Source organism: Pantoea alfalfae (assembly GCF_019880205.1).
GTDB classification, from domain to species: Bacteria; Pseudomonadota; Gammaproteobacteria; order Enterobacterales; family Enterobacteriaceae; genus Pantoea; species Pantoea alfalfae.
Window position 1 is genome coordinate 40,303 of record NZ_CP082292.1, and the last position, 20,504, is coordinate 60,806.

General features: G+C 55.1%; 19 protein-coding genes. 2 read left to right on the top strand and 17 right to left on the bottom strand.

Features of this window, described 5'->3' with window-relative positions; genetic code table 11:
• Positions 1 to 25: 25 nt before the first annotated feature.
• Complete coding sequence (gene xylF, locus K6R05_RS00185; protein ID WP_161733285.1) at positions 26 to 1,018, bottom strand: D-xylose ABC transporter substrate-binding protein; 993 nt, start codon at positions 1,016 to 1,018, stop codon at positions 26 to 28.
• A gap of 344 nt (positions 1,019 to 1,362) precedes the next feature.
• Between xylF and xylA the strand changes: the two genes are divergently transcribed.
• Together xylA and xylB are read left to right on the top strand one after the other, a co-directional pair.
• Positions 1,363 to 2,685, top strand: a complete 1,323-nt coding sequence (xylA, locus tag K6R05_RS00190; RefSeq protein WP_161733287.1) for a xylose isomerase — start codon at positions 1,363 to 1,365, stop codon at positions 2,683 to 2,685.
• Between the two features lie 17 nt (positions 2,686 to 2,702).
• The gene (gene xylB / locus K6R05_RS00195) at positions 2,703 to 4,145 is read left to right on the top strand and encodes a xylulokinase (RefSeq protein ID WP_222924808.1); all 1,443 of its coding nucleotides are present in this window, start codon (positions 2,703 to 2,705) and stop codon (positions 4,143 to 4,145) included.
• Between the two features lie 147 nt (positions 4,146 to 4,292).
• On the opposite strand, the gene K6R05_RS00200 is transcribed toward xylB, so the two are convergent.
• The 16 genes from K6R05_RS00200 to atpB form a co-directional block, all read right to left on the bottom strand.
• A complete protein-coding gene (locus tag K6R05_RS00200) occupies positions 4,293 to 5,531 on the bottom strand; it encodes an MFS transporter (RefSeq protein ID WP_222924809.1) in 1,239 nt (412 codons plus the stop codon).
• 107 nt (positions 5,532 to 5,638) lie between these two features.
• Positions 5,639 to 6,373: a phosphate signaling complex protein PhoU gene (gene phoU / locus K6R05_RS00205; protein WP_009088225.1), complete on the bottom strand. Its 735-nt coding sequence runs from the start codon at positions 6,371 to 6,373 to the stop codon at positions 5,639 to 5,641.
• A 17-nt stretch (positions 6,374 to 6,390) separates the two neighbouring features.
• Positions 6,391 to 7,164, bottom strand: coding sequence for a phosphate ABC transporter ATP-binding protein PstB (gene pstB, locus K6R05_RS00210; RefSeq protein WP_222925443.1), 774 nt, complete (start codon positions 7,162 to 7,164; stop codon positions 6,391 to 6,393).
• 44 nt (positions 7,165 to 7,208) lie between these two features.
• On the bottom strand, positions 7,209 to 8,099 hold the full coding sequence (gene pstA, locus K6R05_RS00215; RefSeq protein ID WP_161733293.1) for a phosphate ABC transporter permease PstA: 891 nt from the start codon (positions 8,097 to 8,099) through the stop codon (positions 7,209 to 7,211).
• On the bottom strand, positions 8,096 to 9,058 hold the full coding sequence (gene pstC / locus K6R05_RS00220) for a phosphate ABC transporter permease PstC (protein WP_222924810.1): 963 nt from the start codon (positions 9,056 to 9,058) through the stop codon (positions 8,096 to 8,098). Before pstC ends, pstA begins: the two co-directional genes overlap by 4 nt.
• An 86-nt stretch (positions 9,059 to 9,144) precedes the next feature.
• A complete protein-coding gene (gene pstS, locus K6R05_RS00225; protein ID WP_161733295.1) occupies positions 9,145 to 10,188 on the bottom strand; it encodes a phosphate ABC transporter substrate-binding protein PstS in 1,044 nt (347 codons plus the stop codon).
• A gap of 165 nt (positions 10,189 to 10,353) precedes the next feature.
• On the bottom strand, positions 10,354 to 12,183 hold the full coding sequence (gene glmS / locus K6R05_RS00230; RefSeq protein ID WP_222924811.1) for a glutamine--fructose-6-phosphate transaminase (isomerizing): 1,830 nt from the start codon (positions 12,181 to 12,183) through the stop codon (positions 10,354 to 10,356).
• Positions 12,184 to 12,336: 153 nt separating this feature from the next.
• Complete coding sequence (glmU, locus tag K6R05_RS00235) at positions 12,337 to 13,707, bottom strand: bifunctional UDP-N-acetylglucosamine diphosphorylase/glucosamine-1-phosphate N-acetyltransferase GlmU (protein WP_161733299.1); 1,371 nt, start codon at positions 13,705 to 13,707, stop codon at positions 12,337 to 12,339.
• 160 nt (positions 13,708 to 13,867) lie between these two features.
• Positions 13,868 to 14,287: a F0F1 ATP synthase subunit epsilon gene (locus tag K6R05_RS00240; RefSeq protein WP_008926374.1), complete on the bottom strand. Its 420-nt coding sequence runs from the start codon at positions 14,285 to 14,287 to the stop codon at positions 13,868 to 13,870.
• Between the two features lie 24 nt (positions 14,288 to 14,311).
• Complete coding sequence (atpD, locus tag K6R05_RS00245) at positions 14,312 to 15,709, bottom strand: F0F1 ATP synthase subunit beta (protein ID WP_008926373.1); 1,398 nt, start codon at positions 15,707 to 15,709, stop codon at positions 14,312 to 14,314.
• Positions 15,710 to 15,739: 30 nt separating this feature from the next.
• Positions 15,740 to 16,606 (bottom strand): F0F1 ATP synthase subunit gamma, encoded by an 867-nt coding sequence (atpG, locus tag K6R05_RS00250; RefSeq protein ID WP_003849534.1) that lies wholly within the window; start codon positions 16,604 to 16,606, stop codon positions 15,740 to 15,742.
• Between the two features lie 52 nt (positions 16,607 to 16,658).
• Positions 16,659 to 18,200: a F0F1 ATP synthase subunit alpha gene (gene atpA, locus K6R05_RS00255; protein WP_003849532.1), complete on the bottom strand. Its 1,542-nt coding sequence runs from the start codon at positions 18,198 to 18,200 to the stop codon at positions 16,659 to 16,661.
• Positions 18,201 to 18,214: 14 nt separating this feature from the next.
• Positions 18,215 to 18,748, bottom strand: coding sequence for a F0F1 ATP synthase subunit delta (gene atpH, locus K6R05_RS00260; protein WP_003849530.1), 534 nt, complete (start codon positions 18,746 to 18,748; stop codon positions 18,215 to 18,217).
• A 14-nt stretch (positions 18,749 to 18,762) separates the two neighbouring features.
• Entirely contained in the window at positions 18,763 to 19,233 is a 471-nt protein-coding gene (gene atpF / locus K6R05_RS00265) for a F0F1 ATP synthase subunit B (RefSeq protein ID WP_003849528.1), read from the bottom strand.
• Positions 19,234 to 19,340: 107 nt separating this feature from the next.
• Positions 19,341 to 19,580 (bottom strand): F0F1 ATP synthase subunit C, encoded by a 240-nt coding sequence (gene atpE / locus K6R05_RS00270; RefSeq protein WP_003849523.1) that lies wholly within the window; start codon positions 19,578 to 19,580, stop codon positions 19,341 to 19,343.
• Positions 19,581 to 19,685: 105 nt separating this feature from the next.
• Positions 19,686 to 20,504, bottom strand: a complete 819-nt coding sequence (gene atpB / locus K6R05_RS00275) for a F0F1 ATP synthase subunit A (RefSeq protein WP_161733302.1) — start codon at positions 20,502 to 20,504, stop codon at positions 19,686 to 19,688.

The following is a 20,504-nucleotide window of genomic DNA, read 5'->3' on the forward strand; positions in this document are numbered from 1 at the left end:
CTGTTCTCCCTCACGCTATGCGCGGTCAGAGTTCGCTCTGTTTGTGGAAACCGTCTTTCACCACGGTGCTTTCGATATTGTCTTTGTTGACCGGAATCGGCTTCAGCAGTCGCGACGGTACATCTTTCAGGCCATTATTCAGCTTGCTGTTGCTGGCGGGCATTTTGCCCTCGCCCAGCTCGACCGCAATTTTCGCCGCTTCAGTGGCCAGCTCGGTGATCGGTTTGTACACCGTCATGGTCTGGGTGCCCGCTTTGATACGCTTAATCGCGGCCAGATCGGCATCCTGTCCGGAGATGGCCACTTTTCCGGCCAGCCCCTGCGCACTCAGGGCCTGAATCGCACCGCCTGCAGTGGCATCGTTAGAGGCCACCACCGCATCAATATGGTTGCCGTTGGCAGTCAGGGCATTTTCCATAATTTTCAGGGCGTTTTCCGGCAGCCAGGCATCGACCCATTGATCGCCGACAATTTTAATGCTGCCGTTATCGATATAAGGTTTTAACACTTTCATCTGTCCGGCGCGGAACAGGCGGGCGTTATTATCCACCGGCGATCCGCCCATTAGAAAATAGTTGCCCTTAGGCACCTGTTTCACAATGCTTTCGGCCTGCAACTCGCCCACTTTTTCATTATCGAACGAAATATAAAAATCGATATCGGCGTTATTTATCATTCGGTCATAGGCCAGCACTTTAATGCCTTCACGTTTCGCTTCAGCGACAACATTACTCAACACCTGACCGTTGTAGGGAATAATCACCAGCACATCGACACCGCGATTGATCATATTTTCAATCTGCGACATCTGTGTTTCCTCGTTGCCGTTCGCCGACTGAACAAACACCTTAGCGCCCAGCGTCTCCGCCTGTTTAACGAAAATATCGCGGTCTTTCTGCCAGCGCTCGAGGCGCAAATCGTCAATTGCCATGCCGATCTTCACTTCTTTTGCCACGCTGGTCTGGCTGAAGAGCGCCAGCGCCGCGCAGGCGGCAAACAGTGCATATTTCATCTTCATTGTGATCATCCTGTAGGTGGAGGCTATTGTTATCGCAGGCCGATAAACCAGGCGGATGAATTGTTGCCCTTATTTTCCGGTCACAGCAATTACTGATTTTTATCCGGCTATTACGTTTTTTGGTTTATTTCATTTTTTATGAGCGCGATCGAGGTTTCATCTTTTTCGGACAAAAGAGTGACAATGATAAAAAGGCAGGTGAATAACAATATTTTGCGAGCCAGCGCACAAATAACAATTATCTGACACCCGTAATGAAATATCGTAATTGAGCTGAGATTACAGCCCATATTGAATATTGCTTCAACGCAGACCATCCGGGTACTGATGCTAAGGAGCAAACCATGCACGCTTATTTCGATCAGATCGATCGGGTTCGTTATGAAGGCACCCAGTCGACGCATCCTCTCGCTTTCCGCCACTACAATCCCGATGAGGTCATCCTCGGCAAGACCATGGCCGGGCATCTGCGCTTTGCTGCCTGTTACTGGCACACCTTCTGCTGGAATGGCGCGGATATGTTTGGTGTCGGTGCCTTTGATCGTCCGTGGCAGAAAAACGGGGATGCGCTGCAGCAGGCAAAAATGAAAGCGGATGTCGCCTTTGAGTTTTTCCACAAGCTGAATGTGCCGTGGTACTGCTTCCATGACGTTGATGTCTCACCGGAAGGCGATTCGCTGCGCAGCTATAAAGAAAACTTAGCCGCCATGACCGATAAACTGCTGGAGAAACAGCAGGAAACCGGCGTGAAACTGCTTTGGGGCACAGCAAACTGCTTCACCCATCCACGCTACGGTGCGGGTGCAGCCACCAATCCCGATCCTGAAGTTTTTGCCTGGGCAGCGACGCAGGTCTGTAGCGCAATGCAGGCGACCAAAACCCTGGGCGGCGAAAACTATGTGTTGTGGGGCGGACGCGAAGGCTATGAAACACTGTTGAATACCGATCTGCGCCAGGAGCGCGAGCAGATTGGCCGCTTTATGCAGATGGTGGTTGAGCACAAACACAAAACTGGCTTCCAGGGAACACTGCTGATCGAACCCAAACCGCAGGAGCCGACCAAACATCAGTATGACTATGATGTCGCCACGGTTTATGGCTTCCTGAAACAGTTCGGGCTGGAGAAAGAGATTAAGGTTAACGTCGAGGCGAACCATGCCACGCTGGCTGGCCACTCGTTTCATCATGAAATCGCGACCGCCATTGCGCTGGGCATTTTTGGTTCCGTGGACGCCAACCGCGGCGATCCGCAGTGCGGCTGGGATACCGATCAGTTCCCGGTCAGCGTGGAAGAAAACGCGCTGGTGATGTACGAAATTCTTAAGGCGGGCGGCTTTACCACTGGCGGCTTAAACTTTGATGCCAAAGTGCGTCGTCAGAGCACCGATAAATATGATCTCTTCTACGGTCATATTGGCGCGATGGACACCATGGCGCTGGCGCTGAAGGTGGCGGCTCGCATGATCAGTGACGGTGAACTCGATAAGCGTGTGGCGCAGCGCTACAGCGGCTGGAATGGTGAGTTCGGCCAGCAAATTTTGAAAGGTGAGTTTTCACTCGAGGCACTGGCGGCGCATGCTCAGCAGCAGCAGCTTAATCCGAAGCATCAGAGCGGACGTCAGGAGCAGCTGGAAAATCTGGTGAATCACTACCTGTTTGATTTCTAACCCTTCAGGAGCAGCGCATGTTTATCGGGATCGATTTAGGCACCTCTGGCGTCAAAGTGGTGCTGATGGATGCACAGGGCAACGTGGTGGCGACAGAAACATCGCCGCTGCAGGTTTCGCGTCCGCAGCCCTTATGGAGCGAGCAGGATCCTGAAAGCTGGTGGCAGGCGCTGGATTCAGCCATGCAGGCCCTGAGCGCGCAGCAGGACCTGCATAGGGTTCAGGCTATCGGGCTGAGTGGACAGATGCATGGTGCAACGCTGCTCGACAGCGCTGACCAGATTTTACGTCCGGCCATGCTCTGGAATGACGGGCGCAGCGAGGCGCAGTGCCGCGAGCTGGAGCAGACGGTGCCGGATTCGCGTTTGATTACCGGCAACCTGATGATGCCCGGCTTCACGGCTCCCAAGCTGCTGTGGGTGCAGCAGCATGAACCGGCCATCTTCAGTCGGGTTGCTCATGTGCTGCTGCCCAAGGATTATCTGCGCTGGCGATTGAGTGGCGACTTCGCCACCGATATGTCCGATGCCGCAGGGACGATGTGGCTGGATGTAGCGCAGCGTGACTGGAGCGATGTGATGCTGCAAGCCTGCGATCTCAGCCGCGATCAGATGCCGCAACTCTATGAAGGCAATGCCCTGACCGGCACATTACATGCCGATCTGGCGACGCGCTGGAAGATGAACGCGGTGCCGCTGGCCGCTGGCGGAGGTGACAATGCCGCGGGCGCTGTTGGGGTCGGCATGACCGAACCGGGCCAGGGTATGCTGTCGCTGGGCACCTCGGGCGTCTATTTCGTGGTGAGCGATGGCTATCTCAGCAATCCGGAACGTGCGGTTCACAGCTTCTGTCATGCGTTACCGCAGCGCTGGCATCTGATGTCGGTGATGCTCAGTGCGGCTTCCTGTCTCGACTGGGCAGCCACGCTGACCGGATGTAAAGATGTTCCTGAGCTGCTGGCTGAAGCGGAGCGCGCGCGCGATGACGTGCCCGCGCTGTGGTTTCTGCCCTATCTTTCCGGAGAACGCACGCCGCATAACAATCCCAGTGCCCGGGGCGCTTTCTTTGGCTTTACCCACCAGCATGGTCGTCCCGAGCTGGCACGAGCGGTGCTGGAAGGCGTAGGGTTTGCGCTGGCGGAGGGCATGGACGCGCTGCACGACTGTGGCGTGCAGCCAGAGAGCATTATGCTGATCGGCGGTGGCGCACGCAGTGCACTGTGGCGTCAGATGCTGGCAGACATCAGTGGCCAGACGCTGGATTACTGCCACGGCGGTGAAGTGGGTCCGGCGCTGGGGGCCGCCAGGCTGGCACAGCAGGCGCTGGATGCAGAGTTCACCGTGCCGACCCCGGTTCTGGTGCAGCGACACCAGCCGGATCCGGTCAGGCTGGCGCATTACCAGTCGCGTCGGGCGACCTTTGCGACTCTGTATCAGCAGCTTCAGCCATTGATGAAGTAACAACGAGGGCGTTCTGAATTTAAAGCGCCTGTTAATCAATCCCTGGTGTTAAAAGCCAGGGGGTTGATTAATGCAGAAAAGATGATCGGTATTACTGACCCGGCGTGGCCGGGATGACACTAACTCAGCCATACCTTCCAGGCAGCATCAGCCAATCGCGCCCAGCGTATCTTCCTGACCCTGTTTCTTCGGCAGCAGGAACAGCGTCGCCGCAATATCCAGCAGATAAATCAGCGCCAGCAGGGTAATCGCCGCCGTAAACGAGAACTGGCTCGCCAGCAGACCAATAACTACCGGGCCGAAGCCACCCACGCCACGCCCAAGGTTGAACAGGACATTTTGCGCGGTGGCACGCACCTGCGGCGGGAAGGTATCGGAAATCAGCGCGCCGTAGCCGCCAATCATGCCGTTAACAAACATTCCCATGATCGCACCGGTAAATAACATGATGTTCGGGTCGCGCAACTGCGCATACACCACCACCATCACGACGGCACCAAACTGATAGAGCAGGAAGATTTTCCAGCGCGCAAAGCGGTCGGCCAGCACGCCAAACAGCCAGATGCCAAAGGTCATCCCGACCACCGTTACCGCAGTCCAGAGGCCGGATTTCGTCAGACTGAAGCCAAAGCTGGAGGAGAGGTAGCTCGGCATCCAGATCATCAGCCCGTAGTAACCAAAGTTCTGCACGGAACAAAGGATAAAAATACCGAGACTGGCTTTGGCGGTCGCGCGGTCGCGCACCAGCAGCTTCAGGCGCGCCGGAAACGAGAGCGACGGCACATGTTTAACCTGCCGTTGAAACGCCACTGGTTCGCCCATGCCGCGACGAATAGCAAACGAGACCAGCGCCGGTAATAATCCGACCAGGAACATGCCGCGCCAGCCGATGATATTCAGCAGCGGCGGCGTGATAAAGGCTGCCATCAGCACGCCGAGCTGCCAGCCGATACCGACCCACGCTGATGCGCGGTTACGCTTCTCAGCAGGCCAGGCTTCGGCAATCAGCGCCATGCCAATACCGAATTCGCCACCCAGGCCCACACCCGCCAGCGTTCGCCAGGCGAGCAGGTCCCAGTAGCCCTGCGCCACCGCGCACAGCCCGGTAAAGACCGAGAAGACCAGAATCGTGACGGTGAGCATGCGGATGCGCCCATAGCGGTCGCTGAGATGACCAAATACGATGCCACCGATAACCGCGCCAATCAGCGTCCAGGTCACCAGCGATCCCGCCTGTGAGGGATCGAGCGCCAGCGAAACACTGATCGCCGGCAGCATAAAGCCGAGTATCAGCAGGTCAAATCCATCCATGGCATAACCGCTGACCGCAGCCAGCATCGCTTTGCCCGGCGTGACGCCCGGCTTAGATTGGGGAGAAGGGGACATCGTTGCGCACCTCATAAAGAAAAGTGCCGCAATTATAAGGAGAGTTCAGGATGTGACCAATTGAAAAGGCGTATCCCTGCGCCACTCAGGCACAGGGATAAGATTATTCAGGAAGGGCGGTTGCTGCCATCGTCACCTGACAATAATTCATCGAGCCGGTCTCCACCAACGTGACGGAAATCCTGACCTTTGACGAAATAGAAGATAATTTCGCAGATGTTCTGGCAGCGATCGCCAATACGCTCAATCGCGCGGGCGCAGAACAATGCTGTCAGCACGCTGGGAATGGTGCGCGGATCTTCCATCATGTAGGTCATCAACTGGCGCACAATACCTTCGTACTCTTTATCCACCTTTTTGTCTTCGCGGTAGATGGTGATCGCCTCATTGAGATCCATCCGCGCGAAAGCGTCCAGCACATCATGCAGCATCTGCACGGTGTGACGACCCAGCGACTCAAGGCTCACCAGCAGCGGAAGATGCTGCTGACCAAATTTCTCCAGCGCCGTGCGGCTGATCTTCTCTGCCACGTCGCCAATGCGCTCCAGCTCGGAAATGGTTTTGATAATCGCCATCACCAGCCGCAAATCGATCGCGGTTGGCTGACGTTTGGCGATGATGCGCACGCAGGCTTCATCAATCTCCACTTCCATCATATTGACCTTCTGGTCGCCGTCGATCACCCGCTGCGCCAGTTCACCATCCAGATTATGCATGGCGGTAATCGCATCGGTCAGTTGCTGCTCGACCATGCCGCCCATGATCATTACCTGGGTTCGGATATGCTCCAGTTCGGCATTGAACTGACCGGAGATGTGCTTATTCAGATTCAGATTATCCATGTCGATCTCCTGTCAGATCAGCCGTAGCGGCCAGTAATGTAGTCTTCGGTTTGCTTCTGCGCGGGCTTGGTGAACAGCGTGTCGGTGTCGCTGAACTCAATCAGTTCGCCCAGATACATGAAAGCAGTATGGTCAGAGCAGCGTGCCGCCTGCTGCATATTGTGCGTCACGATCACCACGGTATAGTCCTGCTTCAGCTCGGTGATCAGCTCCTCAATGCGGCCGGTGGAAATGGGATCCAGTGCGGAGCAGGGCTCATCCAGCAGTAAGACTTCCGGCCGAATCGCGATGCCACGCGCAATGCACAGACGCTGCTGCTGGCCGCCGGAGAGACTGTAACCGCTCTGATGCAGCTTGTCTTTGGTTTCATTCCACAGCGCTGCTTTGGTCAGCGCCCACTGTACGCGCTCATCCATATCGGCACGCGATAGCTTTTCAAACAGGCGTACGCCAAAGGCGATATTGTCATAAATTGACATCGGGAACGGCGTAGGCTTCTGGAATACCATGCCGACGCGCGCGCGCAGCAGCGCGATATCCTGCTGTGTCGCCAGAATGTTTTCACCATCCAGCAGAATGTCCCCTTCGGCCCGCTGCTCTGGATAGAGCGAGTACATCTTATTGAAGGTACGCAGCAGGGTCGACTTACCACAGCCCGACGGGCCGATAAACGCGGTGACCTGATTCTTAGCGATATCCAGGTTAATGTTCTTTAGCGCATGAAACTTACCGTAATAGAAGTTCAGATTACGAACCTGAATTTTATCGGCTGTTGCTGTCGCGTTACTCATCATTCATCTCTCTTATACGGCGCCGCTCAGGGCCGCGCCGGAAGTTAACCGTGTTTACCTTTGGCGAAAATCACCCGCGCCACAATGTTGAGCAGCAGCACGCAGAGGGTAATGATCAGCACACCTGCCCAGGCCAGGCTCTGCCATTCGGCGAACGGGCTCATGGCAAACTTAAAGATGGTGACCGGCAGGTTTGCCAGCGGCTGCATCATGTCGGTGCTCCAGAACTGGTTCGACAGCGCCGTAAACAGCAGCGGCGCCGTTTCCCCTGCGATGCGGGCAATCGCCAGCAGCACGCCGGTGATGATGCCGGAGACCGAGGCTTTCAGGGTGATGGCCGAGATCATCTTCCACTTCGGTGTGCCAAGCGCATAAGCCGCTTCACGCATGCTATCTGGCACCAGCCGCAGCATATTTTCGGTGGTACGAATCACAATCGGCACCTGCAGCAGTGCCAGCGCAATCACCCCGGCCCAGCCGGAGAAGTGTTGCATCTGCGACACCACCAGGGTGTAGACGAACAGGCCGACCACAATGGAGGGGGCTGAAAGCAGAATGTCGTTAATAAAGCGGATCACTTCTGACAGGGCAGACTTGCGCCCATATTCCGCCAGATAGATCCCAGCCATGATGCCCAGCGGTGTGCCGAAAAAGGTCGACCAGAAAATCAGCAATCCACTGCCGGCCAGGGCGTTCGCCAGACCGCCGCCTGCGGTATTTGGCGGTGGCGTTGATTCGGTGAACAGGGACCAGGAGAGTCCATCCACACCGCGCGTGACGGTGGTGAACAGTATCCACACCAGCCAGAACAGACCAAACGCCATGGTCAGTAGCGACAGCGTCAGCGCAATTTTATTTTTCGTGCTGCGCCAGGACTGCATTTTACGACGTGATGCGTCCAGTTCGGCGCGCGCCTGAATTTCAATTGTGGTCATGAGCGCGTTCCTTCACTTTTCTGCAGTCGCATAATCATCAGCTTTGAAATCGCCAGCACGATAAAGGTAATCACAAACAGGATCAGGCCCAGCTCCATCAGCGCGGCGACATGCACGCCCGACTCCGCTTCCGCAAACTCGTTGGCCAGCGCCGAGGTGATGCTGTTACCCGGCATAAACAGCGATGGGCTGTCGAGCTGATAGGTGTTGCCGATAATAAAGGTCACTGCCATGGTCTCACCCAGCGCACGACCCAGCCCCAGCATCACGCCACCAATCACACCATTTTTGGTAAATGGCAGGACGATGCGCCAGATCACTTCCCAGGTGGTGCAGCCGATGCCGTAGGCTGACTCTTTCATCATCACCGGGGTCTGCTCAAAGACGTCGCGCATCACCGAGGCAATGTACGGGATGATCATGATCGCCAGAATCACTCCCGCCGCGAGGATACCGATACCGAAAGCGGGGCCGGAGAAGAGTTCGCCAACAATCGGAATACCCGACATCACGTCGTTAACCGGCGTCTGGAAATATTCGGCAAACAGTGGCGCGAAGACAAACAGGCCCCACATGCCGTAAACGATACTCGGGATAGCTGCCAGTAGCTCAATGGCGGTGCCCAGCGGGCGACGCAGCCAGCCTGGCGCGAGTTCAGTCAGGAACAGCGCAATACCAAAACTCACTGGCACGGCGATAATCAGGGCGATGATGGAGGTCACAAGGGTGCCGTAAATCGGAACCAGTGCGCCAAATTGTTCGTTGGGCGCATCCCAGGTTTTGGTCCACAAAAAGGCGAAACCAAACTTCTGGATGCTGGGCCACGAGGAGATGATCAGGGAGACAATAATGCCGCCCATCAGTAACAGCACAATCAGCGCAGCCAGCCTGACCAGCGCGCCAAAAATTCTGTCACCTTGTTTGCCTGGGGCTTTGAATGCCGGCTTCGTTGCAGCCATAGAAGTCTCAGTCTTCAGAAGTTATCAGGGCGGCATGAGCCGCCCGCTGGGTCTGACCGGACCGCTGTCCGGCCAGGGTCGGTCAATTACTGATAAAGCGCTTTACCAGAACTGTCTTTGATATTGGCTTTCCAGGCGGCGCGAATCTGCTCGGTCACGCTCTCTGGCAGCGCAGCATAATCCAGCGCTGTGGCGGTTTTGCTGCCGCTTTTGTAAGCCCAGTCGAAGAACTTCAGCACTTCAGCGCCCTTAGCCGCATTCGCCTGATCTTTATAGATCAGAATGAAGGTGGTTGAGGAGATTGGCCAGGCATCCGCGCCCTTCTGGAAGGTCAGATCCTGCGCAAAAGACTTGCTCCAGTCAGCGCCTTTCGCGGCATTACTGAAGCTGGTCTCGCTTGGTGCAACCGCTTTACCATCGGCATCGATCAGTTTGGTGTAGGTCAGGTTGTTCTGTTTGGCGTAGGCATATTCCACGTAGCCGATAGAACCCGGCAGACGCTGAACAAACGCGGCGACGCCGTCGTTGCCTTTACCGCCCAGACCCACCGGCCAGTTAACGGTATTACCTTTACCAATTTTGCTGTTCCAGTCCGGGTTCACTTTCGCCAGGTAACTGGTGAAGACGAATGAGGTGCCTGAACCATCAGCACGACGCACCACGTTGATGTTGGTCTCTGGCAGTTTTACGCCCGGGTTGAGTCTGGCGATCGCCGGGTCGTTCCACTTTTTGATGGTGCCGAGGTAGATATCACCGACGGTTTTACCATCCAGCGTCAGCTGGCCTGACTTGATGCCTGGCAGGTTAACCGCCAGTACCACACCACCGATCACGGTAGGGAACTGGAAAAGGCCATTTTTCTGCAGATCTTCATCTTTCATTGGCGCATCGGACGCACCGAAATCAACGGTTTTGGCGATGATCTGTTTTACGCCGCCAGATGAACCGATGCCCTGGTAGTTAATTTTGCTACCGGTGGCTTGCTGATATTCTGCTGCCCACTTGGCATAAACCGGCGCCGGGAACGTCCCGCCTGCACCAGTGAGATCGGTGGCCGCAAAAGCAGATACCGCGCTTACAGCGAAGGTGGTGGCGAGGATTCGGGCTACGGTGCTACGCATCAGTGTCATATTCCCTCCAGGGGAGAAAAGTCAGGCTAGGGGCCGTTTTAGTAAGAGTCTGTGATTGCTGCAGGAGGGAAAATAGGACAGTTTGATGACAGTGAAATGTACGAAATGTGACAGTTATATGACAGAGGGCCAGAATGAAGTGGGCCCGCGACGGGGCCCACCAGGTTATTCCACGGTAACCGATTTTGCCAGGTTGCGTGGCTGATCGACGTCGGTGCCTTTGATCAGGGCGACATGATAGGAGAGTAACTGCAACGGCACGGTGTAGAAGATCGGCGCAATCACCTCTTCGACATGCGGCAACGGGATAATCTTCATCCCGTCACTGTCGCTAAAGCCTGCATCCTGATCGGCGAACACATAGAGCAGACCGCCGCGTGCACGCACCTCTTCGATGTTGGATTTGAGCTTCTCCAGCAGTTCGTTGTTAGGTGCCACTACGATCACCGGCATGTCCGCATCAATCAGCGCCAGCGGGCCATGTTTCAGCTCGCCTGCGGCGTAAGCCTCCGCATGAATGTAGGAGATCTCCTTGAGCTTCAGCGCCCCTTCCATGGCAATCGGGTATTGATCGCCACGGCCCAGGAACAGCGCGTGATGCTTGTCAGAGAAGCCTTCTGCCAGATTCTCAATCAGCTTATCCTGCGCCAGCATCTGCTCAATCCGGTTCGGCAACGCCTGCAGGGCATGAACGATCTCATGCTCAGTCTCAACAGACATGCCTTTCAGACGTCCCAGTTTCGCCACCAGCATCAGCAGCACCGCTAACTGGGTGGTAAACGCTTTGGTAGAGGCGACGCCGATTTCGGTGCCCGCTTTGGTCATCAGTGCCAGGTCAGATTCCCGCACCAGTGACGAACCCGCCACGTTACAGACGGCCAGCGACCCCAGGTAGCCCAGCTCTTTCGAGAGACGCAGTGCTGCCAGGGTATCCGCCGTTTCACCCGACTGCGACAGGGTGATCAGCAGGCTGTTTTTGCGCACCGCTGACTTGCGATAGCGGAACTCAGAGGCGATCTCCACGTCACAGGGGATATTTGCCAGCGACTCAAACCAGTAGCGTGACACCATGCCGGAATTATAAGAGGTGCCGCAGGCGATAATCTGGATATGCTCCACCTGACTCAGCATCGCTTCAGCGCCCGCGCCCAGCTCGCTGAGGTCAACCTGTCCCTGGCTGAACCGACCGCTCAGAGTGCTTTTCAGCGCCATCGGCTGTTCGTAGATCTCTTTCTGCATGTAATGACGGTAAATGCCTTTGTCACCGGCATCATATTGCAGGTTCGACTCGATTTCAGCACGCGTCACGGTGTTGCCTTCACGGTCGATTACCGTGACATCACGACGGCTGATCTCGGCGATATCACCCTCTTCCAGATAGATGAACCGGCGGGTCACCGGCAGCAGAGCCAGCTGATCTGAGGCGATAAAGTTTTCACCCATGCCACGGCCAATCACCAGCGGGCTGCCGGAACGGGCGGCCACCAGCAGTGACGGATCGCGGCTGTCCATGATGACCATGCCATAGGCACCGCGCAGCTGTGGGATTACGCGCAATACGACTTCGCGCAGCGAACCGCCCTGCTTCTGCTCCCAGTGAACCAGATGCGCCACCACTTCGGTGTCGGTTTCAGAGACAAAGACGTAGCCGCGTCCAATCAGCTCAGCGCGCAGCGGCTCATGGTTTTCAATGATGCCGTTGTGCACGATGATGATGTGCTCTGAGACGTGCGGATGCGCATTCGCTTCCGACGGCTCGCCATGGGTTGCCCAGCGCGTGTGCGCGATACCGGTGCCACCAATCAGCGGCTGCTGTTCAGCAGCTTCCGCCAGTTTCTGCACTTTCCCTAACCGCCGCAGGCGCGTGACGTGCCCCTGACGATCGACCACGGCCAGACCGGCCGAATCATATCCGCGATATTCAAGACGACGCAGACCTTCCAGCAGAATCTCTGCGATATCGCGTTGTGCTACTGCACCAACAATTCCACACATAATGATGTTTTCCTGACTACATGGCTTTTCGCCACTTCTGTTGTCATGCGACCTGATATCCGGCTTTGCCGGTTCCCCGAGCCTTGTAGAGAGTGGGGATTATAGTTTTGGCACTGCACTGCATCGGCCCGCATAAAGCGGGCCGTTAAAAATTTATTTTTTCTTCACCGGACGCTGCCAGTCCGCTTTGTGATTCTGTTCTTTACGGTTATAGACCAGACCGGCTTCGGTCACATCTTTCATGAGGGTGGTGCCTGCCGCAATGGTAGCGCCTGCCGCGACGCTGACCGGGGCCACCAGCTGCGTATCTGAGCCGACAAATACGTCATCGCCAATCACGGTTTTGAATTTATTCGCGCCATCATAGTTGCAGGTAATCGTGCCTGCACCAATGTTCACGTTGTCGCCAATCTCCGCATCACCCAGATAAGAGAGGTGACCCGCTTTCGATCCCTTGCCGAGACGCGCTTTCTTCATTTCGACGAAGTTTCCCACGTGAGCGGCGTGCGCCAGCTCGCTGCCAGGACGCAGACGGGCAAATGGCCCGACGGTGCAGGCGGTGGAGAGATGAGCATCCTCGATCACCGTATAGGGGCTGATTTCACAGTCATCGCCAATCACGCTGTTTCTGATAATGCAGCCCGCGCCGATTTTAACGCGCGAGCCTAGCGTGACCTGGCCTTCAATAATGACGTTGGTGTCGATTTCGACATCCCGTCCATGCGTCAGCGTCCCGCGTAAATCAAACCGTGCCGGATCGCGCAGCATCACGCCGGCCAGCAGCAGTTTTTCCGCCTGTTCAGCCTGGTAAGTGCGTTCTAATGTCGCCAGCTGCAGACGGTTATTTACGCCATCGGTTTCGCTGATGCGTGCCGGATGGACTGCGTTGATTACCCGACCTTCCTGATGCGCCAGCGCGATAATATCGGTGATGTAATACTCACCCTGTGCATTGTTGTTGGTGAGCTGTGACAGCCAGCGTTTTAAATCGCCGCCGTTGGCGATCAGAATACCAGTGTTGATCTCTTTAATGGTGAGCTGCGCCGGGGTGGCATCTTTCTGTTCGATAATGCCGGTGATGGTGTCGTTCTCGCGCACAATGCGGCCATAGCCGGTCGGGTCATCCAGTACCACGGTGAGTAAGCCAATGCCGCCCTGCGGTTTTGCTTCACGCAGACGCTGTAATGTCGCCTGAGTGATTAGCGGCACGTCGCCATAGAGCATCATGATATCTTCATCATCGGCGAAGGCAGGCGCGGCCTGCTGCATCGCATGGCCGGTGCCGAGCTGCTCAGCCTGCAGCACCCAGTTAAGCGTGCTGTCGGTAAGGGTCGCTTTCAGGCGGTCGCCACCGTGACCATAAACCAGATGTACCTGCTGTGCGCCCAGCCCTTTGGCGGCATCAATGACGTGCTGAACCATCGGTTTGCCTGCCAGCGTATGCAGAACTTTAGGCAGATCGGAATACATACGGGTGCCCTTGCCAGCAGCAAGAATCACCACACTCATCGCACTGTTAGACATAACTATCCTGAGTGAATTTTTACGGGTGAAAGTAAAACGGTTTGGGGTTGAGATTACTACATTTTTCTCAGGCCGAAATTAGGCGGACGGACAGATTGGCCGCCACAGGCAAAAAAAATGCCAGCCCGAGGGCTGGCATTTCGTGACGCATAAAGCTGGATTACATCGCTTTTTTGGTCAGTTCGATCACGCGCAGTTTAGCAATGGCTTTCGCCAGCTCGGCAGAGGCCTGAGCGTAGTCCACGTCGCCGTGGCTGCTGTTCATGTGCTCTTCTGCTTTGCGTTTTGCTTCCAGAGCACGCGCTTCGTCCAGATCGGTACCGCGAATCGCGGTATCGGCCAGAACGGTGCTGCTGCCCGGTTGCACTTCCAGCACGCCGCCAGAGAGGTAGATATACTCCTCTTCGCCGTGCTGTTTCACGATACGGATCATTCCAGGCTTAATGGCAGTCAGCAGCGGCGCATGGCCAGGGAAAATCCCCAGTTCACCTTCGCTACCTGACACCTGAATTTTCTGTACCAGACCAGAGAACAACTGCTCCTCTGCGCTGACCACATCCAGGTGATAAGTCATAGCCATAATCTTCCTCCCGGGAAACCGTTATTACAGTTTCTTCGCTTTTTCCACGGCTTCTTCGATGGCACCAACCATGTAGAAGGCCTGCTCTGGCAGGTGGTCAAACTCACCTTCCATGATGCCTTTAAAGCCACGGATAGTGTCTTTCAGCGTAACGTATTTACCCGGTGAACCGGTGAATACTTCCGCAACGAAGAACGGCTGAGACAGGAAGCGCTGAATCTTACGCGCACGTGCCACCAGCAGTTTGTCTTCTTCAGACAGCTCATCCATACCGAGGATGGCGATGATGTCTTTCAGTTCCTGATAACGCTGCAGCAGTGACTGAACGCCACGTGCAACATCATAGTGCTCCTGACCGACAACCAGCGGATCCAGCTGACGGCTGGTAGAGTCCAGCGGGTCAACGGCCGGGTAGATACCCAGAGAGGCGATCTGACGGCTCAGCGTTACCGTTGAGTCTAAGTGCGCAAAGGTGGTTGCTGGTGACGGGTCAGTCAGGTCATCCGCAGGGACGTAAACGGCCTGTACGGAAGTGATTGAACCGGTCTTGGTGGAGGTAATACGCTCCTGCAACACACCCATCTCTTCTGCCAGCGTTGGCTGGTAACCTACCGCAGATGGCATACGACCCAGCAGTGCAGAAACTTCTGTACCGGCCAGGGTGTAACGGTAGATGTTATCGATGAACAGCAGAACGTCGCGGCCTTCATCACGGAATTTTTCCGCCATGGTCAGACCGGTCAGTGCGACGCGCAGACGGTTACCCGGCGGCTCGTTCATCTGGCCATAGACCAGAGCAACTTTATCGATAACGTTTGAGTCAGTCATTTCGTGATAGAAGTCGTTACCCTCACGAGTACGCTCACCCACACCAGCAAACACAGAGTAACCTGAGTGTTCAGCTGCGATGTTACGGATCAGTTCCATCATGTTGACGGTTTTACCGACACCCGCACCACCGAACAGACCCACTTTACCGCCTTTGGCAAACGGACACATCAGGTCGATAACCTTGATACCGGTTTCCAGCAGTTCCTGCGAGTTAGACTGATCTTCATAAGAAGGCGCTGCGCGGTGAATAGAGGCGATCTCTACTGCGCTGCCATCTTCTTCTTTCAGCTCGCCTTTCATGTCGATAGGCTCGCCGAGAACGTTCATGATACGGCCCAGGGTCGCTTTACCGACCGGAACCTGAATCGGTTTCTGCAGGTCGTTGACGTTCAGACCACGCTTCAGGCCGTCAGACGTACCCATTGCGATGGTACGCACTACGCCGCCGCCGAGCTGCTGCTGTACTTCCAGCACCAGACGCGCATCACCATTCATTACCTCGAGGGCGCTGTACACTTGCGGTACCGCGTCCTGAGGGAATTCGACGTCAACAACGGCGCCGATAATCTGGACAATCTTTCCAGTTGCCATCTTGAATCCTCTACCTAATTCCAAACCTGGTTAAACCGCGGAGGCCCCCGAGACGATCTCGGTAAGTTCCTGGGTGATGCTGGCCTGACGAGCTTTGTTGTATACCAACTGCAGCTCTTTGATCAGATTTCCGCCGTTGTCGGTTGCGGCTTTCATCGCCACCATACGTGCAGCCTGCTCACTGGCCAGATTTTCCACCACACCCTGATAAACCTGCGATTCGACATAACGGCGCAGCAGGGTATCCAGCAGCGCTTTCGGATCGGGTTCGTACAGGTAATCCCAGGTCTTCGCCTTCATCTCTTCTTCACCTTCCGCTGGCGCTAACGGCAGCAGTTGGGTGATGGTCGGAGTCTGAGACATGGTGTTATTGAATTTGTTACTGACGATCATCAGTTTGTCGATGCGGCCTTCATCATAAGCCTGCAACATCACTTTTACCGGGCCAATCAGATCAGACAGGGCAGGTTTATCGCCCATGCCGCTGACTTGCGCCACAATGTTGCCACCCACAGCACTGAAGAATGACGCCCCTTTTGAACCGATAATCGACAGATCGCTCTGCACGCCTTTATCGGACCAGGACTTCATATCCGCCAGTAATTTTTTGAACAGGTTAATGTTCAAACCACCACAAAGCCCGCGGTCTGTAGAAACGACCAGGTAGCCGACGCGCTTGACGTCGCGCTGTTCCAGGTAAGGGTGCTTGTATTCCAGATTACCCAACGCAAGGTGACCAATCACTTTGCGCATGGTGTCTGCATACGGACGGCTGGCCGCCATGCGTTCCTGCGTTTTACGCATCTTGGAGGCGGCGACCATTTCCATCGCTTTGGTGATCTTCTGCGTGTTTTTCACGCTTCCAATCTTGCTTCGTATCTCTTTTGCGCCGGCCATTAGCTTCTCCTCAAAGCCTTGCGGCCTGCCTTTTCAGACAAGCCGCCAGACATTACCAGGACTGGGTTGCTTTAAACGTATCGATCAGGCCTTTCAGCTTCGCTTCGATATCGTTGTTAAAGTTACCCGACTGGTTGATTTCAGCCATCAGCTCAGCGTGGTCGCGATCGGCGAAGGCCAGCAGTGCAGCTTCGAAGCTGCCAATTTTTGCCAGTTCAACGTCGTTCAGGTAGCCACGCTCTGCAGCGAACAGAACCAGACCCTGCTGCGCGACAGACATCGGCGCATACTGTTTCTGCTTCAGCAGCTCGGTCACTTTCTGACCGTGGCTCAGCTGTTTGCGGGTAGCATCATCCAGATCAGAGGCGAACTGCGAGAACGCCGCCAGTTCACGATACTGTGCCAGCGCGGTACGGATACCACCGGACAGTTTCTTGATGATCTTGGTCTGTGCAGCACCACCTACGCGGGATACCGAAATACCTGGGTTAACGGCCGGACGAATACCGGAGTTAAACAGGTTCGATTCCAGGAAGATCTGACCATCAGTAATCGAGATTACGTTGGTCGGAACGAACGCAGAAACGTCGCCCGCCTGAGTTTCGATGATCGGCAGCGCGGTCAGTGAACCGGTTTTACCTGTCACTGCGCCATTAGTGAAACGTTCTACATAATCAGCGCTTACGCGTGATGCACGTTCCAGCAGACGGGAGTGGAGATAGAACACGTCGCCAGGGAACGCTTCACGGCCTGGTGGACGGCGCAGCAGCAGAGAGATTTGACGGTAAGCGATAGCCTGTTTGGAGAGGTCATCGTATACGATCAGCGCATCTTCACCACGGTCACGGAAGTATTCGCCCATCGCACAACCTGCGTACGGAGAGAGATACTGCAGTGCAGCTGATTCAGAAGCAGACGCCACAACAACGATGGTGTTCTGCAGTGCGCCATGCTCTTCCAGCTTACGAACCACGTTAGAGATGGTTGAGGCTTTCTGACCAATCGCAACGTAGACACACTTGATGCCTGAATCGCGCTGGTTGATGATCGCATCGATCGCCATCGCGGTTTTACCGGTCTGACGGTCACCGATGATCAGCTCACGCTGGCCACGGCCGATTGGAATCATCGCATCGACCGACTTATAACCGGTCTGAACCGGCTGGTCGACTGACTGACGATCGATAACGCCAGGTGCAATCACTTCGACTGGTGAGAAACCGTCGTTGTCGATTGCGCCTTTACCGTCGATTGGCGCACCCAGGGTGTTCACAACGCGGCCCAGCAGGCCGCGGCCTACCGGTACTTCAAGAATGCGGCCAGTACACTTAACCTTCATGCCTTCGGCGAGGTCAGCGTAAGGACCCATCACCACTGCACCAACCGAGTCACGCTCGAGGTTCAGGGCGATAGCGTAACGGTTACCCGGCAGGGCAATCATCTCACCCTGCATGACATCGGCCAGGCCGTGTACGCGGATGATACCGTCACTTACAGAAACAATCGTACCTTCGTTGTGAGCTTCACTCACGACATTGAACTGAGCAATGCGCTGCTTGATCAGTTCGCTGATTTCGGTGGAATTCAGTTGCATATGCTCCAGTCCCCTTAAGACTGCAAGACGTCAGCCAGACGGTCAAGACGGCCGCGTACGCTGCCATCAATAACCAGATCACCCGAACGGATGATCACGCCTGCCATCACAGACTTATCAATTTTGCAATTCAGCTTAACTTTGCGTGACAGACGTTTTTCCATCGCGGCGCTGATTTTATTCAGCTGGTCGTCACTCAGCGTACTGGCGGAGATAACATCAACTTCAGCGGTGGCTTCATGAGCGTCACGCAGTTCGATGTATTGGGCCAGTACAGCCGGAAGCGCTGTCAAACGTCCGTTTTCCGCCATCACCTTAATCAGGTTCTGCGCGGGTTCATCCAGTTGATCACCACAGACTGCGTTAAACGACGCTGCCAGCGCTTCAGGTGCTAATGCACCGGAGAGAAGATCAGCCATCTGTTCATTGCGAGCCACTTCTGCGGCAAACGCCAGCATCTGTTGCCAGCGTTCTATACTTTGATGCTCAACAGCAAAGTCAAAAGCTGCTTTGGCGTAGGGGCGAGCTACAGTAATCAGATCAGACATCAGCCCCTCCCTCCTTACAGTTCAGCGACCAGTTTATCAACGATGTCGCTGTTAGCAGCTTCATCCACGGAGCGTTCGATGATCTTCTCGGCGCCAGCCATAGCCAGCAACGCAACCTGCTTACGCAGTTCTTCACGCGCACGTTTGCGTTCGGCGTCAATTTCAGCCTGCGCTTGTGTCACGATGCGATTACGTTCGTTTTCAGCTTCGGTTTTCGCTTCGTCCAGAATCTGCGCGCGACGCTTGTTCGCTTGCTCGATAATGACCTGAGCGTCTTCTTTGGCTTTTTTCAGCTGGTCGGTCGCATTAGCCTGCGCGAGATCCAAATCTTTCTTTGCACGTTCAGCAGAAGCAAGGCCTTCAGCAATTTCTTTCTGGCGCTTTTCGATAGCAGCCATGAGCGGCGGCCATACGTACTTCATGCAGAACGCGACAAACAGGATGAACGCGATAGCCTGGCCGAGGATTGTTGCATTAATGTTCACAGCACAATGCCTCTAGATTGAGTATTTAACTTTTCTGCCGTTATCGTTGTGATAAGCGGCAGAATCCGTTCACCCCTGCACATTGTGCGCTGAGTGAACACAGGGCTTTAGGCGACAGCAAACATCACGTACAGACCCAGACCAACAGCGATCATCGGGATTGCATCCACCAGACCCATTACAACAAAGAACTGCGTACGCAGCAGAGGAATCAGGTCAGGCTGTCGAGCAGCGCCTTCCAGGAATTTTCCTCCGAGGATGCCGATACCGATCGCAGCACCGATTGCCGCCAGGCCCATCATCACAGCGGCAGCCATGTACAGCAGATCCATATTCAGGTTTTCCATGACAGTCTCCAGTTTGTTTCAGTTAAATGCTCCCTTCATCTTCCAGGCTTCAGCGGAGTACGCTGCAACCCGGAATCAATAGGGAAAGTAGTGTTGAGAAAAAAATCAATGCTCTTCAGATGCCATCGACAGATAGACAATCGTGAGGACCATGAAAATGAAAGCCTGTAGCGAAATGATCAGGATGTGGAAAATGGCCCACGGCACATTCAGCACCCACTGCGACCACCACGGCAACAGACCGGCAATAAGGATAAAGATCAGTTCACCCGCATACATGTTACCGAACAGTCGTAAACCCAGTGACACAGGCTTAGACAGAAGGCTTACACCTTCCAGAATCAGGTTGATCGGGATGAAGATCGGGTGGTTAAAAGGCTGCAGCGTCAGCTCTTTCGTGAAGCCGCCAATGCCTTTCATTTTGATGCTGTAGAACAGAATCAAAATAAATACGCCCAACGCCATAGATAGCGTGATGTTCACGTCTGCAGATGGTACGACGCGCAGCGCCGGTAACCCCAATACGTGCTCACCAATATATGGCAGCAGGTCGATTGGCAGCAGATCCATGAAGTTCATCAGGAAGACCCAGACAAAAATTGTCAGAGCCAGCGGGGCGATAAGTTTGCTCTTACCGTGATACATGTCGCGCACGTTACTATCAACGAAACCGACAACCAGTTCGATAGCCGCCTGCATTTTCCCTGGTACACCGCTGGTAGCAGACTTCGCCACGCTACGGAACAACACCAGGAAGATGATTCCCAGCACCATAGAGAAAAACATGGAATCGATATTTAATACCCAGAACGTCGCGGGAACGTCGTGCGGATTCACTAACTCGAAGGTACGCAGGTCCAACTGAAGATGAGTCAGGTGGTGACCAATGTACTCTTGCGGAGTAGAGATTTCTCCTGCAGCCAT

Excerpts from the sequence above, each read along its gene's own strand:
- xylF (WP_161733285.1), bottom strand. The coding sequence starts at position 1,018 with ATGAAGATGAAATATGCACTGTTTGCCGCCTGCGCGGCGCTGGCGCTC.
- xylA (WP_161733287.1), top strand. The coding sequence starts at position 1,363 with ATGCACGCTTATTTCGATCAGATCGATCGGGTTCGTTATGAAGGCACC.
- xylB (WP_222924808.1), top strand. The coding sequence starts at position 2,703 with ATGTTTATCGGGATCGATTTAGGCACCTCTGGCGTCAAAGTGGTGCTG.
- K6R05_RS00200 (WP_222924809.1), bottom strand. The coding sequence starts at position 5,531 with ATGTCCCCTTCTCCCCAATCTAAGCCGGGCGTCACGCCGGGCAAAGCG.
- phoU (WP_009088225.1), bottom strand. The coding sequence starts at position 6,373 with ATGGATAATCTGAATCTGAATAAGCACATCTCCGGTCAGTTCAATGCC.
- pstB (WP_222925443.1), bottom strand. The coding sequence starts at position 7,164 with ATGAGTAACGCGACAGCAACAGCCGATAAAATTCAGGTTCGTAATCTG.
- pstA (WP_161733293.1), bottom strand. The coding sequence starts at position 8,099 with ATGACCACAATTGAAATTCAGGCGCGCGCCGAACTGGACGCATCACGT.
- pstC (WP_222924810.1), bottom strand. The coding sequence starts at position 9,058 with ATGGCTGCAACGAAGCCGGCATTCAAAGCCCCAGGCAAACAAGGTGAC.
- pstS (WP_161733295.1), bottom strand. The coding sequence starts at position 10,188 with ATGACACTGATGCGTAGCACCGTAGCCCGAATCCTCGCCACCACCTTC.
- glmS (WP_222924811.1), bottom strand. The coding sequence starts at position 12,183 with ATGTGTGGAATTGTTGGTGCAGTAGCACAACGCGATATCGCAGAGATT.
- glmU (WP_161733299.1), bottom strand. The coding sequence starts at position 13,707 with ATGTCTAACAGTGCGATGAGTGTGGTGATTCTTGCTGCTGGCAAGGGC.
- K6R05_RS00240 (WP_008926374.1), bottom strand. The coding sequence starts at position 14,287 with ATGGCTATGACTTATCACCTGGATGTGGTCAGCGCAGAGGAGCAGTTG.
- atpD (WP_008926373.1), bottom strand. The coding sequence starts at position 15,709 with ATGGCAACTGGAAAGATTGTCCAGATTATCGGCGCCGTTGTTGACGTC.
- atpG (WP_003849534.1), bottom strand. The coding sequence starts at position 16,606 with ATGGCCGGCGCAAAAGAGATACGAAGCAAGATTGGAAGCGTGAAAAAC.
- atpA (WP_003849532.1), bottom strand. The coding sequence starts at position 18,200 with ATGCAACTGAATTCCACCGAAATCAGCGAACTGATCAAGCAGCGCATT.
- atpH (WP_003849530.1), bottom strand. The coding sequence starts at position 18,748 with ATGTCTGATCTGATTACTGTAGCTCGCCCCTACGCCAAAGCAGCTTTT.
- atpE (WP_003849523.1), bottom strand. The coding sequence starts at position 19,580 with ATGGAAAACCTGAATATGGATCTGCTGTACATGGCTGCCGCTGTGATG.
- atpB (WP_161733302.1), bottom strand. The coding sequence starts at position 20,504 with ATGGCTGCAGGAGAAATCTCTACTCCGCAAGAGTACATTGGTCACCAC.